The following is a 14,057-nucleotide window of genomic DNA, read 5'->3' on the forward strand; positions in this document are numbered from 1 at the left end:
TTATTGAAGACAGAGAGGTAGGGATGCTGCTGTGCCACCGGACAAAACCGAACCCGCGAAGATGGGACTTCGCGAGAAAAAGAAGCAAAAGACGCTCATGACATTGCAGCAGCAAGCTTTGCGATTGTTTCGGGAACAAGGCTACCATGCGACGACGATCGAACAGATCGCGGAAGCAAGCGAGATCTCTCCCAGCACTTTTTTCCGTTACTTCGCCACGAAGGAAGCCTTGGTGCTCGAGGATGAGTACGACCCGCTACTGATTCAAGCGTTCCGGGAACAGCCGAGCAACCTAAACCCGATACAGGCGTTGCGGGCGGCGATACGAGCGGGCTTCGCTTCGATTGACCAAGAAGGGATGGAAGCCCTTCGCGAACGCATGAGTCTCATGCTATCCGTTCCGGAGCTGCGCGCTGCCTCGCTCATTCAGATGAACGCATCGCTGACGATGATGGCGGAGATGGTCGCCGATCGTCTCGGCCGGCCTCGGGACGACTTCGAGGTGCTCACGTTTGCCGGTACCGTATTGGGGGCGATGATGGCGGTCCAACTCTATTGCCTCGACCGTCCGGAAGCCGATTTCGTCGATACGGTAGATAAGGCGCTGGCCCATCTGGAAGCCGGGCTACCTCTGAAGAGAGAATGAACGGCGTCAACGACAATAAGACCGGGCTCCTAAATTCATCAGGAGTCTTCTTTTTTAATGTCGGATATAAGTGGACCAGCGCCCATTTTTGCAATTGGATCTTTATCGATGATGGCGAAATTTCGTATACTCATGCTACTTACGCATCGATCGCAACAATCGAAAGGAGCCGAATCCGATGATCGGGATCGCGCCGCTGAAAGCAGACGACAGAAGTCGCTGGGAAGCGTTGGCCCGCGGCTACAAAACCTTTTACGAGACGGAACTGCCCGACTCCGATTACGACAAAGCCTGGCAACGGCTGCTGAAAGCCGACGGCATCTACGGACTAGGAGCCTACTTGGACGGAAGTTTGGTCGGCATCGCCCACTACCTGTTCCATTCTACCGTCTGGGCGGACGACGCTTGCTACTTGCAGGATCTCTTCGTCGATGAAGCTTTTCGCGGTCAAGGGACCGCGCGGGCGCTTATCGAAGGCGTCGCGCAAGCGGCGCGGGAACGCAACGCCTCCAGATACTATTGGCAGACGAAACGCGACAATTCGGTGGCCCGCGCGCTTTACGATAAGGTTGCCGTTCACAGGGGGTTCATTCGTTACGACTACCCCGGATTCGCCTAAAAACGCAAAAACAACCCCGCCTCGGTCGATCCGAAGCAAGGTTGTTTGGCGTATTCCTATAAACTCGTCTCGGTGACGCCGTTTACCGGATCGAACGACAGCATCTTCGTCCCGATCTTGTCGATGAAGAACCGGTCGTGGCTGACCGTCACGACGGCGCCGGGGAAATGAATGAGCGCCTGCTCCATCACTTGGATGCTCGTCAGATCCAGATGGTTCGTCGGCTCGTCCAAGATGATGACCGCGGAACCGGAGAGCAAGCACTTCGCCAGCGCGACCCGCGCCTTCTGCCCGCCGGACAGATTGCCGATCGTCTTGGACAGATCCGCCTCCGAGAACTGCAGCATGGAGAGGAATTTGTTGACCTTCTTCCGCGGCGCGTCTAGACCCAATCCGTACGTGTTGACCGCGTGGCTGACAGTGTCCTTCGGATCTAGCTCGTCCCACATCCGGTTGAAGTAGGCGTAGCTGACGCCCTTCTCCCAGATCACCTCGCCGGATTCCGGCTTCTCCTGCCCCGTCAGCGCCTTGATCAGCGTAGACTTTCCGCTTCCGTTCGGACCTACGATCACTAGCCGGTCTTCCTTCTGAATGTCGAACCCGACGTTCTCGAAGATCCGCCGGCCTTCGTAGCTCTGACCGAGACCCTTCGCTTCGCACAGCTTGTCCGGAAAACGCAGCCGCTCGTAAATATCCGTAATGAGCACGTTGACGGGATGCGGCTCGATCCGCTTCTTGTTGTCCGCAAGCTTGCGGGATAGGCGGTCCTTTGAACCGGATTTGCGGGTCGCGCGGTCTTCGATCGCTTCCGCCTCCATGAGAAGAAGCTCTTCCTCCCATTCGAACTGGCGATCCAGCTCCTTCTTGCGCATCTTCTTCTTGCGGATATAGTCGGTATAATTCCCTTCGTACTCTTGAAAACGATAATTCTCGATCTCGATAATATGCGTAACCGTCTTGTCGATGAACTGCCGGTCGTGCGAGACGAGAATCATGGCGCCGTTGAACCGGTACAGCCATTGCTCCAGCCAGGTGATGCCTTCCATATCCAAGTAGTTCGTCGGTTCGTCGAGCAGGACGACGTCGGGCTGCTGAATGAGCATTTTCGCGAGAGCGGCGCGGTTTCTCCACCCTCCGGACAACTCGTCGACCGGCTGATGGCGCGATCGTTCGTTGAAGCCGAGCTTCGTCAGCACCGTATTGATCTCGACCGATACGTTCCAGCCGTCCAGATGCTCCATCTGCTCGAACAGCTCCGCCTGTCTCGCGAGCAGCGTCTCCATCTCGCCGTCGTCCGAGACGACGCCCAGCTTGTCCGCGATGTCCTGTAGCTCCCGCTCGATCGACGCCACCTGCTCGAAGCAGGCCTCCAGTTCCTGCTGGACGGATAAGCTGCCGCTCAGTTCCGAGAACTGCGAGAAGTAGCCGATCTTCGCCTGCGGATCCAGCTCCACCTTGCCCGCGGTCGGCTCTTCCTTGCCCAGAATCAGCCGGAATACCGTCGACTTGCCGGCGCCGTTCCTTCCGATTAGACCGACCCGTTCGCCCTTGGCGAGCTTAAAATAAATATCGCGAAAAATCAGGGATTCTTCGTATTTCTTCGTGACGTTCTCCAAACGAATGACGCTCATCTTGATCACCTTCCGGGTTGTTTCTGTCTAGCGTGATTATACCATTAGTTCTCCGTTTCGCCTCGGTCCGGGAAAATTCCCGGTTCGTCGCCGAACGCGAGAGATCGGCTTCACCCCGAACTAGGCCCCCGCATAGAATAACCCATGTTCAACCAGACGGAGGTCTTCGCCATGAGCTCGCCAATTCCGGTACAGCACGAGCTGAAGCCGATCTATCAGTGCGATTCCAAGCTTCATCAGACGCTCAAGTCGGCCAGGGAAAACCTGCATCAGTTATGCGCGCGACATGCCCGCAAGCTGGTCAAGGTGGAGACGATGGACGGCGACGTCTACGAAGGGCACATCGTGCACTGGGACAGAGGGGTCGTCTACTTATGCCTGTCGAACGAAGGCTATGCTCGCGCCTTCTTCCCGGGGCCGCCTAACCCTTACCTCTACAACAACTTCGTGCTTCCGCTCGTCCTGTTTAACCTGCTGGCCATCACTCTTTTGTAAGAACGCAAAACCTACCGAAAGCTAAGGAGTGACGAACTTGTCCATTATGCCTCCCTTCGGACTGCCCGGCGGTATGCCCGGCGGTATGCCCGGCGGTATGCCCGGCGGCATGCCCGGCGGTATGCCCGGTGGCATACCAGGCGGTATGCCTGGCGGTATGCCCGGCGGTATGCCCGGCGGTATGCCCGGCGGTATGCCCGGCGGTATGCCCGGGGGTATGCCCGGCGGTATGCCCGGCGGTATGCCCGGCGGTATGCCCGGCGGCATGCCCGGTGGTATGCCCGGCGGTATGCCCGGCGGTATGCCCGGCGGCATGCCCGGCGGTATGCCCGGCGGTATGCCCGGGGGTATGCCCGGCGGTATGCCCGGCGGTATGCCCGGCGGTATGCCCGGGGGTATGCCCGGCGGTATGCCCGGCGGCATGCCCGGGGGTATGCCCGGCGGTATGCCCGGCGGTATGCCCGGCGGCATGCCCGGTGGTATGCCCGGCGGTATGCCCGGCGGTATTCAGCCTCCGTCTTCGCCTCCGCCCCAGATGGTTCCGCCCCAGCCGCTCGCCTCGGCGTTGGCCGTCGATCCGGGCGCGATCTCCCGCTGCATGTTCCGCTACACGTACATTTGGCCGCGCGGGGGGCAGGGCTTCTGGTTCTATCCCGTCTTCGTCGGCCGAACGTCGGTATCGGGCTTCCGCTGGACCGGTTTCTTCTGGATCTTCTCGGGCTTCGACCTGCAACGTATCGAATCGTTCTCGTGCTTCTAAAATCGACAAGAGAGCGCGGCGAATATACGCCGCGCTCTCTTGTCGAGAAAGTCCTTAGCCAACAAACTGTAAAGATACAGGTTGTTCGGCTCGTTTAATCATTCGTACGTGGACAACCTGCAAAAATGCAGGTTGTTTGCTGTTTATCGCGAAAACGATCCGTTTTTGGTTCAACAAACTGTATTGGATGCAGGTTGTTGATCCCATTTGCCCATTTTGAACCAATCAACCTGCACTTTTGCAGGTTGTCGGGAAGGGAGGCGCTTTGGCGGGATTCTCAACCTATGTTCATCGTTTCTCCTCGTATAGATATCGTTCGCGCCGAACACGCCGCCCGGATAAACCGCGACGCCCGCCCGCGACGCGGCTTCCGCAAGCCGAGCATCGCTCGTCGGCCGAAACAGGCGAAGCCAGACGTAGAAACCGCCGGCTTGGGCGTTCGGAGCGACGCGCTCCGCGTAAGGCGCGACATGGCGCTCGAGCGCGTTTTCCAATGCCATTTAACTACCCCTTTATTACGATCTGCTAGACTCGCCGCTTCTTACAGTACAACAAGAAAAGGCCGGAATTCTCTCCAAAATGGAGGATTCCGGCCCTTCTCTATGCGGTTAGGCTTTGCTGACTTTCTTCAAGTCCAATTTGATCTCTTGCTCTTCCTCCACGGCTTGCCCCGTGCGCTTAATGAAGAACGAAAGCAACAGACCGACGACCCCGATTCCGATGATGACCATGTACGCGTCGTTGATCCCTTGAATCGTCGCCTCCGTGATCATTTGCTGCTGCGTCAAGGAACCGCCGGCGGTCATCATGTCCGTGAGATGGTTCTTCGTGCTCGTCGTCATTACCGTGACGAGAAGAGCGGTACCGATTCCCCCGGCTACTTGCTTGATCGTATTGGAGATGGCCGTGCCGTGCGCGTTCAATCTTGCGGGCAGTTGATTCAGTCCCGCCGTCGTGATCGGCATCAGGAACATCGCCATGCCGAAGCGCCGTCCCGTGGACATGAGAACCAAATACGTGTAACTCGTGGAATCGGTCAGATTCACGAAGCCGATCGTCGTTGCGATCGTGATGATCAAACCGATAATGGACAACCATTTCGCGCCGAAGCGGTCGAACAGTCTTCCGGTGATCGGCATCATGACGCCCATGAGAAGAGCGCCGGGGAGCATTAAAAGTCCGGACTCGATCGCGGTATATCCGCGGGCGTTCTGCAAGTACAGCGGCAGAAGCATCATATCCGCGTACATGACCATCGTCACCACGATATTAATGACGGTCGTCAAGGAGAACATATTGTATTTGAACGCCCGTAGATCCAGAAGCGGGCTATCCGAGACCAGCTGCCGCCAGGAGAACAGAATCAGGGAGACGACGCCTGCGGCAATGGACACGAGCACTTCCGCGCTGGACCAGCCTTTGCTTCCGGCGCTGCTGAAGCCGTACAGGATCGCGCCGAATCCGATCGTCGACAGAATGACGCTCCACATATCGATCTTCGGATAGCTGCGTTCGGAGACGTTTTTCAAATACAAGAAAGCCACCGCGATCACGATAATGACAAAAGGAATCATGCCGTAAAACATCGTGCGCCAGGAGAAATGCTCCATGACGTATCCCGCGAGCGTAGGTCCGATGGCCGGAGCGAAAATAATGGCGAAACCGACCATGCCCATCGCCGCTCCCCGTTTGTCGGGAGGGAAAATCGTCAAGACGACGGTCATCAAGAGCGGCATGATAATACCGGCTCCGGCCGCTTGTATCAGTCGACCGACGAGCAATAATTCGAAGCCGTTCGCCAATGCCGACACGACGGTTCCGACGAGAAAAATAATCATGGAAGTCTGGAATAGCTCGCGGGTCGTAAAGCGCTGCATTAGATACGCGGTAATCGGAATCAGAACCCCGTTCACCAACATATAACCGGTCGTCAGCCATTGGGCCGTAGACGCCGCAATATCAAAGTCGATCATCAGCTCCGGCGTCGCGACGCTCATGATGGTTTGATTCAATACGGCGAGGAACGCCCCAAGAATCATAACGAACAACAGCGGGCCTTTCTTAATCGAACTGCTGTCAAAAGCCGAATTCGTGCTCATTCTCCTCAATCCTTTCTATTCATTGCGAAACTAATTAACAGTTTGTCGCATATGCTATTGAATGTTAATAACTATAATCACCTCTTAGCGATATCACAAGCAACAGCTTTCCGCAAAGTGTATATTAGTTTACGATTTGTCCGGATCTGTCGTCTGTCGGAAAAATAATCTACAAAGAGATCTGAATTGTCGTGCAAAGATCGCGCTTTTGGTCGCGCTTCCATGCCGTTCACCGTTTCGGAAGCCTACGGCGTATTCGGATATTATGTTACAATGCTTGTCCTCCAATTCGGGAGCATCGGCATAGAGAGTGATGACGGGACGAGTGACCGTGGCAGGAATATAGCGGAACGATGACGAACATTGTTGTATTCTGACGAAACATTTTCGAGGAGCGACCGAATGTTCACGAAGTTACGCCTTCCGTACGGCCGGATTAAACTCAACGCGCTTATCCTCGGCCTCCTGGCCGTATCCTTGCTCGGCTCGCCCGCCATTCTTGCGGGAGCGGCGCTGAAATCGCAGAAAAAAACGCTAACGGATTCGACGCTGCGCTCGAACTTCGAGGGAACGCGCAATTTGACGATCACGATGAATAAGCTCTTCGGTCTGATGAACCGGACTCTAGGGGAAACGTCCCAATATATTCTCCGGAGTCGGGGAACGCTCGAACATAGCTCGGATCTGCTCGGTCCTCTGCTCGGAGGCGACCGTTTCTTTAACGCGGCCGTTGCCTTGGACGACAATGGCTCCTTGCTTGCCTTCAATTTGAGAAAGGGACCTCTCTCGGCCGTCGCCGAAAGAGGTCCCTTATTTCTTTCCAAGGCGCGGTTGGCAGCGATCAACCTTCATTCGGCTTTCGGCGCGTGCCTCTCGCCAGCGTAAGCTGCGGCAAGATCATGCCCGCCAGCATCAGCGCGCATCCGACGACGCCGCGGGTTCCGAGCAGCTCGTCCAACAGCCAGTACCCGCCGATGACCGCGAATACCGTTTCCATGCTCATGATAATGGCCGCCTGCGTCGGCTGGGCATCCCTCTGCCCGACGACCTGAAGCGTATAGGCGATGCCGACGGAGCATATGCCGCCGTATAGAAGCGGAACGAGCGCTTGCAGGAGGCCCGAGAAGTCGATCTTCTCCGCCGCGATCGCCACGATGAAGCTAAGAACAGAACAAGTCACGATCTGGAACAGCGACAGCTTAAGCACGTCCGTCTTGCGGGATAACCTGTCGATCACCAGAATATGCGCCGACCAGAAGAACGCGCCGACGAGCTCGTAGACGTCTCCCTTGCCCAGCGTCAAATCGTCCGGAACGCATAACAGATAAAGGCCGATCGCCGCCAGCGCCGCCCCGAGCGAGCTGTTCAAGCCTAACCGTTGCTTCAAGAAAAGGCCGATGAAAGGCACGATGACGATATACAACCCCGTAATGAAAGCCGCCTTGCCGGCAGTCGTATAGAGGAGTCCGATTTGCTGCAAGGACGAGCCGCAAAATAAGACGAGACCCGCGATAAACCCGGAAATCGCCGCGATTCTATACGAGGATCGATTCTCGGTCGGCGATTGCGCCGACTTTCGGTCTAGAAAAAGTATCAGCGGAATTAACGACAACGCCCCTAGGGCGAATCTGACCGCGTTGTAAGTAAACGGCCCGATATGCTCCATCCCCTGCCGCTGGGCGACGAAGGCGAACCCCCAGATGCAGGCGGTCATCAGGAGCAACGCGCTGGACTTCAATCGTTTCTGTCGGTTCATCGGATGACAAAGCTCCTAGTCGGTGGAATGTGGGGGTATCCATCAATGCACGACGCCAAATTTGTTCCCGTCAGGATCGTACAGCGGAAAGCCGCGGATGCCGTCGTCGAAGTTCTCGATCTCTCCGATATCGGCGCCCTTTTCCTTTAAGTCGCGATATGTACCGTCCACGTCTTCCGTATGAAAGTTGAAATATTGCGTGACTTGATAATTGTTTCTCGGGAATTGCCGATGCTCGATATCGAACGAAAGCACTAGGCAGAATATGATTTTGTAATCGTTCATCATCATGACGGTTGCGTTCGGTTCGTCGCGATGGGTAATCTCGAACCCCAGCATTTCCTCGTACCATTTCGTTGAACGCTCCAAGTCGCTGACCGGAACGAATATCCCTACGCCGTAAAATGTAGTTTTGCCCATTAGATTATGCCTCCGATTGGTATATTAATGGCGAAGTCACAGTCAACACATTGCCGTCCGGGTCTTTGAAGATGAACCACGCGCGCCCGTGCATGAACCGTACGCGGTCGATCTTCACGCCGCTGTCCGACAGCTCGCGGTATGATCGGAACATCGATCTCGCGTCGGCGCTCCGAAACGCCTGCACGAACGCCTCAAGCAGCTCCGCGTCCGCTTTGGATTTCGGAGCCGCATCCGCTTCGTCATCTAACTCCGCCAGCAAGAGGAATTGCCTGTCGGCCGCTTTCTTAAGCCGCTTCCGAGCTCGGTGCAGCGCGGCTTTAACCGCCGTAACGGGCTGGCCCAGCGCGCTCGCGGTCTCCATCGGAGTAAAGCCGAACACGTCCGTCAACACGATTAGCGCAGCCTGTCTGGGCTCGAGCGCGTCCATCAGCGCTTCCAGCGATTCGCGGATGTCGCAGCGGCTCCAATCCGCGTAAGACAGGTCGCCTTGATCGGCCAGAAACTCCGGCAGGAAGGCCATTTTGCTCCTTCGGCAAACGTCGTACCATGCGTTCGCGGCGATGCGATACATATAGGCTTTGCTTAGCTCGCGCTCCGGCCATCTTCGGAACCTGCGGAGCGCCTTGATCATCGTCTCTTGGAATAGATCGTCCCCGTCCCATTCCGAGCCCGCCAAGTTCCTGCAGTACCTGCGCAGATCCGGCTCGTGCGGCAACGTTAATTCCGCGAAAGCTCCGTCGACCGACGATCGAGCCATTGCCGTCAATCCTTTCTATACTTCTGCTTATACGCGTAGAAGGCGTCCGAGCTTGGCAATTCTTCGACGATCCCGATCGGATTGCCGTCCGGATCGAAGCAATCGAAGAATCGAACCCCGTCGCTATTCACGATCGGCATCGCTTCGACTCCTTGTTCGATCAGAGCGGCATGCGAGTATTCGATATCGAACGATTCGAAGTTGTAGTACGGAATTTTGCCCCCTCCCGCATCGAAGGTCGAACATCCTTATGTACCAATCCGTCGAACGTTTCATATCCGTAACCGGGATAAAGATGCCGCTTATTTTACTCGCGACTTTTCTCATCGTCCAATCCTCCGCTTTCATATTTTCTTTACCCTACTATAACGGAAAATATTGTATTGGAGATACGGGGGGATTGGGGAGAAATTTTTCGTATCATCTATTTTTTCACCGACCGCGAGAGCCCGAACAAGTCGTCAAGAGGTCATACGCTAAGTTTCCGAAGGTTCTGATATCGTCCAGATAATCATAACCGTTGGGGTTGCTCAACTGATTAAACATTCTGACGATAACTGCATCGTATTTCGGTACAACGATACATGCGCATCCCGTAATGCCAAGTACTTGATATGAGCAGCCCGGCAATCGTTCGCCTAATTGATTCAATAGGGTATCGCTTTGCAACCACCAAATAAACCCGTTTCTAGGTTGGTTGGCGGGAACCGTATCCGGCGTTTGTAACGTGATCAGGCGCTCGAATACTTCCGCGGGCAGCAACTGCTTACCGTTCAAACAACCTTTTTGAAGGTGGATGTAACCCCATTTCGCCATGTCTCTTGCGCTGACAAATAGATTGCTTTGATCGCCTGCATCGCTGTGATTAGGCCCTACCCATGTATTCTTATCATCGTAGTAGTTATAAATAAGATGCTCTTTGTTCTCCGTTCGCCATCCGGTTTCATTCATGTCATAGACGCTAAACACATGTTCTTGCATATAAGCGCTCAAGGTTTTCCCCGACAAATGCGTTACTAAATGCATCAGCATGTTAATACCCGCATTCCTGTATGCCCATTTCTCCCCCGGCTTGAATTCTCTTGCGATTTCTCCATCCTTTTCGATTAACCCGTGGGTATGGGTCAGTAAGTGACGTAAAGTAACCCCTTCAGCAGAATGTTTGTACCCGCTAAGGTAATGTCCAATTTCATGATCTATACTTTTGATTAGACCTTTTTCTATTAACAAACTGACGGCTAGACCAAGATAAGTTTTCCGAACGGAACCCACATTAAACTGAGTGTACCTATCCACAATTCGCGAATTTTTAGTAGCGGCATGCCTGCCTGAGTACCATTCATTCACAACGGTATTATTTTTAATAATGTAGGTCGCAGCCGCCGTGGCTCCTATTTCCATTTGCACCTTATGCACATATTCATTAAGACTTTGATAATGATTGCTCATAAAAACACATCCATGCTTTGTCATTTTTTCGTTGCATCCTCCAATCATAAATGTCGAGGAAGTAAGCGTATTTACATGAAATCAGTCGATTGATATCATTCTTCGCGGAATAGGAAACTCCTTCCGCTCTCCTCTAATCTCAACTATCACTCGCTCCTTATTCCCGCGCCGCCCAAGCAAAAACGCCTTCAGCGCCTCTGTCTCCCCGTAAACAAATAGGGACGCCCGTCACGAATACGCGACTGCGTCCCTCATTCAAACCTTCCATATAGTGAATCTATGCGCGCTCCGCCGAGCGGTCGACCGCGGAAATCGTAAACTCGAAGCTCAGCTCTTCATCCGCCGGAATCCGATATTCCTTATGCACCGGAGCGCCCCAGCTGTCGTCGCCGCCGACGCCCGTCTGGCGTCCCGCGACCGTAACGACGGTGTAGTGAACATCCGGCAGCTCCCATGGATGAGCGGCATTCTCCAGCTCGAACGCCGTATACGGCGAGACGCTGCATTCCACCGGCGCCGACGGCGCTGCCGTCAGCCGCAGTCCCAGGCCGCGGCTGTCCGTAAGGCTCAAACGGCGGACGCCGATACGATTGCCGGACTCTTGCGGCACCAAGTAAGAGGAAGGAAGCTCGCGAACCTTCCGGTCGAACACGCCGAGACGCGCGCCGAATGCGCGGTCGATGTAGTTCTCCTCCGGCCCCATCGCGTACCATTCGGTGTCTTCGTAATCGGCCGACAGCTTGAACGACAGCGCCACGATCGGGACGTTCGGCAAGCCGGCGGCGCCGTTATAATCCGTCCGAACCCGGATGCTTCCATCCGCATACACCGTGTACGCCACGCGAACGCGTAGATCGGCGCTAATGCTGAACGCGTAATCGAACGCTACCGTCGCGCTCTTGCCGACGGAAGTATTAGCGCGCGTACTTGCACCGTCCACCGACAGCTCGACGCCCGTGCATTTGCGCGCCAAGCTTGCCGCAACCCATACGCCCGCCTCATAGCCGAGCGCCGTCCCTTTGTCATTGTCGGTCGTCGCCCGCCAGAACAGCGGCGCGGGAGGCGCGGCAATCATCTCGCGGTTGCCGTAACGGACCGATACGAGCGAAGCGGCTTGCTTCGAGAACAAGATCGAGAAGCCGTCCCCGGCTACGCCGATGTTGACGTCGCCTTCCACGACGCGAACCTCTCCCGCCGGCACATGTCCGGCTGCTACGGCAGCATCGGCCACTTCGAACAAAGTCTCGCCGAACGCTACCTCATGGCCTGCTTCGGCCCATAGTTCCGCTTCCTTCAGCAGGAAAGCGGCATGGATCGCATAATCGCCCGGCCGATGCATCTCTTCCTCCGGCAACGCCAGCGGAATGACCGCCTCGCTTCCGGCCTCGACCGAAGCAGCGCCTTGCCATGCCCAGATTTCATCGCCGCCTCGATACAAGCGCACCGACAAGAGCAGCCCGTCCGTGCTCTCGAACAAGTTCTCGTTCACGACCTTCACGCCTAAGCGCGACGGCTGCAGCTTCACGTTCTGATACAAGAATTTGACTTCCTGCATCTTCGGCGTCGCGCGCCGATCCGCGAATACGATGCCGTTGCCGCAGAAGCTATAGTCGGTCGGCCGGTCGTCGAAATCTCCGCCGTACGCCATGTACTCGCGGCCGTAGCGGTCTCTCTTCGCCAGCGCCTGATCGATATAGTCCCAGATGAAGCCGCCTTGGTACATCGGATACCGCCGCTCCAGCTCGGCATACTTGTGCATGCCGCCGACGGAATTACCCATCGCATGCATGTACTCGCAGCTGATGTACGGCTTCTCGGGATTGCTCTCCAAATATTCGATAATGTCGGCCGGCTTCGCGTACATCCGGCTTTCCATGTCGCTCGTCGCATCGAATTTGCGGTTGTGGAACACGCCTTCGTAATGGACGAGCCGCCCCGGATCCTTCTCGCGGAAGTAGTTCGATACGTTCAAGATCACTTCGCCCGCATACGATTCATTGCCGCAGGACCAAATGAGAACGGACGGATGGTTCTTGTCTCGCTCCAGCATCGATTGCGCCCGGTCCATGACGGCTCCCTGCCATTCCGGCTTGTCGCCCGGCACGTTCCAGGAAGGCTCGACCGCCCCCATCTTCTGCCACGAGCCATGCGATTCCAAATTCATCTCGTCGATGAGATAGATGCCGTATTCGTCGCAAAGCTCGTACCAAAGCGTCTGATTCGGATAATGCGAGGTGCGGACGGCGTTCATGTTGTTTTGCTTAATCGTCTTGATGTCCCACAGCATGTCCTCTTCCGTAACGGAACGGCCGCGGCGGAAGTTAAACTCATGGCGGTTCACGCCTTTGAAGACAATCCTCTTGCCGTTCAGGCACATCAATCGATCGATCATCTCGAACCGCCGGAAGCCCGCTTTCTGTACGATCGCTTCCGCAAGCTCGCCTTCGCCGTTCACGATGGACAAGATGACGCTGTACAAATACGGGCGCTCCGCGCTCCACGGCTTGACTTCGCCCGCATCAACAGCAAACGACAGCTTGCCGCCGCTGAACTGGCCGTGCTCCGCAAGGACGACCCGATCATCGGCATCCTTCAGCTCAAGCAGCGCGCCGGCCTGCTCGCCATATCCGTTCGATTGCTCCAGCAGTTCCAAATCGACCAACAGCTTGCCCGTCGTATAGCTGTCGTCCAGCTCCGCGCGAACATGCAGGTCTCTGACGTGGAGCTCCGGAACGGTGTACAGATAGACGTCGCGGAATATGCCCGAGAACCGCCAGAAGTCTTGATCCTCCAGCCAGCTTCCCGTGCTGCGCTGGTACACCTCGACCGCCAGCTTATTATCGCCTTCCTTCAGGAATGGCGTCAGCTCGAATTCCGACGGCGTAAAGCTGTCCTCGGCATAGCCGACGAACTCGCCGTTCAGCCAGACGTAAAAAGCCGATTCCACGCCTTGAAACGAAATATAGACGGGACGCCGCTCCATCGATTCCGGCAGACGGAAGTGCTTGACGTAACTGCCGACCGGGTTATGCTCCTGCGGAATGGCCGGCGGTCTTACGCCGTCGAGCCCGTCCCACGGGTACATCGTATTCACGTATTGCGGAGCGCCGAAGCCTTGCAATTGAATATGGCCCGGCACTTGAATGTCGTCCCATCCGCGGCAGTCGAAGTCCGCCCGATAGAAGTCCGCGACCCTGCTTGCCGCGTTGACCGCATAGCCGAATTTCCAGTTGCCGTTCAAGCTGCGGCGCATCGCCATCGGCGCTTTCCGCTCCGCTTCCTCCATCGTCCGGTAATAGCGGTGATCGGAATGCGCATCCAAGCGGTTGACCTTGTACACCGTTTCATCGCTGAGCCACTCGAAGCTGGCGGTTGTCGCTTTCATCTTACGGATCCTCCCCGACTTCTATCCATCTATCCCA

The 14,057-nt window shown here is 55.9% G+C and carries 15 protein-coding genes; 5 read left to right on the top strand and 10 right to left on the bottom strand.

The genetic code is table 11. The annotated features are described in order from the left end of the window. Window positions 1-31 precede the first annotated feature (31 nt). Together ACFPPD_RS05900 and ACFPPD_RS05905 are read left to right on the top strand one after the other, a co-directional pair. Complete coding sequence (locus ACFPPD_RS05900; protein WP_378081508.1) at window positions 32-646, top strand: acyl-CoA-like ligand-binding transcription factor; 615 nt, start codon at window positions 32-34, stop codon at window positions 644-646. 178 nt (window positions 647-824) lie between these two features. Then, window positions 825-1,265, top strand: coding sequence for a GNAT family N-acetyltransferase (locus ACFPPD_RS05905; RefSeq protein WP_209750215.1), 441 nt, complete (start codon window positions 825-827; stop codon window positions 1,263-1,265). Window positions 1,266-1,321: 56 nt separating this feature from the next. Here the strand turns inward: ACFPPD_RS05905 and ACFPPD_RS05910 are convergent, their stop codons facing one another. After that, window positions 1,322-2,896, bottom strand: coding sequence for an ABC-F family ATP-binding cassette domain-containing protein (locus ACFPPD_RS05910; protein WP_209750214.1), 1,575 nt, complete (start codon window positions 2,894-2,896; stop codon window positions 1,322-1,324). A gap of 171 nt (window positions 2,897-3,067) precedes the next feature. Here ACFPPD_RS05910 and ACFPPD_RS05915 point away from each other — a divergent pair, with 171 nt between their 5' ends. Further along, window positions 3,068-3,391, top strand: coding sequence for a hypothetical protein (locus tag ACFPPD_RS05915; protein WP_209750213.1), 324 nt, complete (start codon window positions 3,068-3,070; stop codon window positions 3,389-3,391). 21 nt (window positions 3,392-3,412) lie between these two features. On the opposite strand, the gene ACFPPD_RS05920 is transcribed toward ACFPPD_RS05915, so the two are convergent. After that, the gene (locus ACFPPD_RS05920) at window positions 3,413-3,862 is read right to left on the bottom strand and encodes a hypothetical protein (protein WP_378081509.1); all 450 of its coding nucleotides are present in this window, start codon (window positions 3,860-3,862) and stop codon (window positions 3,413-3,415) included. Here ACFPPD_RS05920 and ACFPPD_RS05925 point away from each other — a divergent pair. Then, window positions 3,861-4,151, top strand: coding sequence for a transporter (locus ACFPPD_RS05925; protein ID WP_378081512.1), 291 nt, complete (start codon window positions 3,861-3,863; stop codon window positions 4,149-4,151). The two genes, ACFPPD_RS05920 and ACFPPD_RS05925, sit on opposite strands and share 2 nt — an antisense overlap. Before the next feature lie 170 nt (window positions 4,152-4,321). Here ACFPPD_RS05925 and ACFPPD_RS05930 read toward each other — a convergent pair whose 3' ends face one another. Then, the gene (locus ACFPPD_RS05930) at window positions 4,322-4,651 is read right to left on the bottom strand and encodes a hypothetical protein (protein ID WP_209750211.1); all 330 of its coding nucleotides are present in this window, start codon (window positions 4,649-4,651) and stop codon (window positions 4,322-4,324) included. Window positions 4,652-4,759: 108 nt separating this feature from the next. Then, window positions 4,760-6,250 carry a DHA2 family efflux MFS transporter permease subunit gene (locus tag ACFPPD_RS05935; RefSeq protein ID WP_209750210.1) on the bottom strand — a complete coding sequence of 497 codons (1,491 nt, stop codon included), beginning with the start codon at window positions 6,248-6,250 and terminating at the stop codon, window positions 4,760-4,762. 402 nt (window positions 6,251-6,652) lie between these two features. On the opposite strand from ACFPPD_RS05935, the gene ACFPPD_RS05940 reads away from it, so the two are divergent. After that, the gene (locus tag ACFPPD_RS05940) at window positions 6,653-7,135 is read left to right on the top strand and encodes a hypothetical protein (protein WP_209750209.1); all 483 of its coding nucleotides are present in this window, start codon (window positions 6,653-6,655) and stop codon (window positions 7,133-7,135) included. Here the strand turns inward: ACFPPD_RS05940 and ACFPPD_RS05945 are convergent. The 6 genes from ACFPPD_RS05945 to lacZ form a co-directional block, all read right to left on the bottom strand. Continuing rightward, complete coding sequence (locus tag ACFPPD_RS05945) at window positions 7,092-8,006, bottom strand: DMT family transporter (RefSeq protein WP_209750208.1); 915 nt, start codon at window positions 8,004-8,006, stop codon at window positions 7,092-7,094. The two genes, ACFPPD_RS05940 and ACFPPD_RS05945, sit on opposite strands and share 44 nt — an antisense overlap. Window positions 8,007-8,048: 42 nt before the next feature. Next, window positions 8,049-8,426, bottom strand: a complete 378-nt coding sequence (locus ACFPPD_RS05950) for a VOC family protein (protein ID WP_209750207.1) — start codon at window positions 8,424-8,426, stop codon at window positions 8,049-8,051. 4 nt (window positions 8,427-8,430) lie between these two features. Beyond that, a complete protein-coding gene (locus ACFPPD_RS05955; protein WP_209750206.1) occupies window positions 8,431-9,186 on the bottom strand; it encodes an RNA polymerase sigma factor in 756 nt (251 codons plus the stop codon). Window positions 9,187-9,191: 5 nt separating this feature from the next. Then, window positions 9,192-9,326 carry a hypothetical protein gene (locus ACFPPD_RS05960; protein ID WP_378081518.1) on the bottom strand — a complete coding sequence of 45 codons (135 nt, stop codon included), beginning with the start codon at window positions 9,324-9,326 and terminating at the stop codon, window positions 9,192-9,194. A gap of 292 nt (window positions 9,327-9,618) precedes the next feature. Beyond that, entirely contained in the window at window positions 9,619-10,635 is a 1,017-nt protein-coding gene (locus ACFPPD_RS05965; protein ID WP_209750205.1) for a serine hydrolase domain-containing protein, read from the bottom strand. Window positions 10,636-10,912: 277 nt separating this feature from the next. Then, complete coding sequence (lacZ, locus tag ACFPPD_RS05970; protein ID WP_209750204.1) at window positions 10,913-14,020, bottom strand: beta-galactosidase, LacZ type; 3,108 nt, start codon at window positions 14,018-14,020, stop codon at window positions 10,913-10,915. Between the last annotated feature and the right edge of the window lie 37 nt (window positions 14,021-14,057).

It is taken from the genome of Cohnella suwonensis (genome assembly GCF_042655365.1).
In the GTDB taxonomy this organism is placed as follows: domain Bacteria; phylum Bacillota; class Bacilli; order Paenibacillales; family Paenibacillaceae; genus Cohnella; species Cohnella suwonensis.

What these genes read in the sequence shown, in the direction of transcription:
- ACFPPD_RS05905 (WP_209750215.1), top strand. Translation starts at nt 825, where the DNA reads ATGATCGGGATCGCGCCGCTGAAAGCAGACGACAGAAGTCGCTGGGAA.
- ACFPPD_RS05910 (WP_209750214.1), bottom strand. Translation starts at nt 2,896, where the DNA reads ATGAGCGTCATTCGTTTGGAGAACGTCACGAAGAAATACGAAGAATCC.
- ACFPPD_RS05915 (WP_209750213.1), top strand. Translation starts at nt 3,068, where the DNA reads ATGAGCTCGCCAATTCCGGTACAGCACGAGCTGAAGCCGATCTATCAG.
- ACFPPD_RS05925 (WP_378081512.1), top strand. Translation starts at nt 3,861, where the DNA reads ATGCCCGGTGGTATGCCCGGCGGTATGCCCGGCGGTATTCAGCCTCCG.
- ACFPPD_RS05920 (WP_378081509.1), bottom strand. Translation starts at nt 3,862, where the DNA reads ATGCCGCCGGGCATACCGCCGGGCATACCGCCGGGCATACCCCCGGGC.
- ACFPPD_RS05930 (WP_209750211.1), bottom strand. Translation starts at nt 4,651, where the DNA reads ATGGCATTGGAAAACGCGCTCGAGCGCCATGTCGCGCCTTACGCGGAG.
- ACFPPD_RS05935 (WP_209750210.1), bottom strand. Translation starts at nt 6,250, where the DNA reads ATGAGCACGAATTCGGCTTTTGACAGCAGTTCGATTAAGAAAGGCCCG.
- ACFPPD_RS05940 (WP_209750209.1), top strand. Translation starts at nt 6,653, where the DNA reads ATGTTCACGAAGTTACGCCTTCCGTACGGCCGGATTAAACTCAACGCG.
- ACFPPD_RS05945 (WP_209750208.1), bottom strand. Translation starts at nt 8,006, where the DNA reads ATGAACCGACAGAAACGATTGAAGTCCAGCGCGTTGCTCCTGATGACC.
- ACFPPD_RS05950 (WP_209750207.1), bottom strand. Translation starts at nt 8,426, where the DNA reads ATGGGCAAAACTACATTTTACGGCGTAGGGATATTCGTTCCGGTCAGC.
- ACFPPD_RS05955 (WP_209750206.1), bottom strand. Translation starts at nt 9,186, where the DNA reads ATGGCTCGATCGTCGGTCGACGGAGCTTTCGCGGAATTAACGTTGCCG.
- ACFPPD_RS05960 (WP_378081518.1), bottom strand. Translation starts at nt 9,326, where the DNA reads ATGCCGATCGTGAATAGCGACGGGGTTCGATTCTTCGATTGCTTCGAT.
- ACFPPD_RS05965 (WP_209750205.1), bottom strand. Translation starts at nt 10,635, where the DNA reads ATGAGCAATCATTATCAAAGTCTTAATGAATATGTGCATAAGGTGCAA.
- lacZ (WP_209750204.1), bottom strand. Translation starts at nt 14,020, where the DNA reads ATGAAAGCGACAACCGCCAGCTTCGAGTGGCTCAGCGATGAAACGGTG.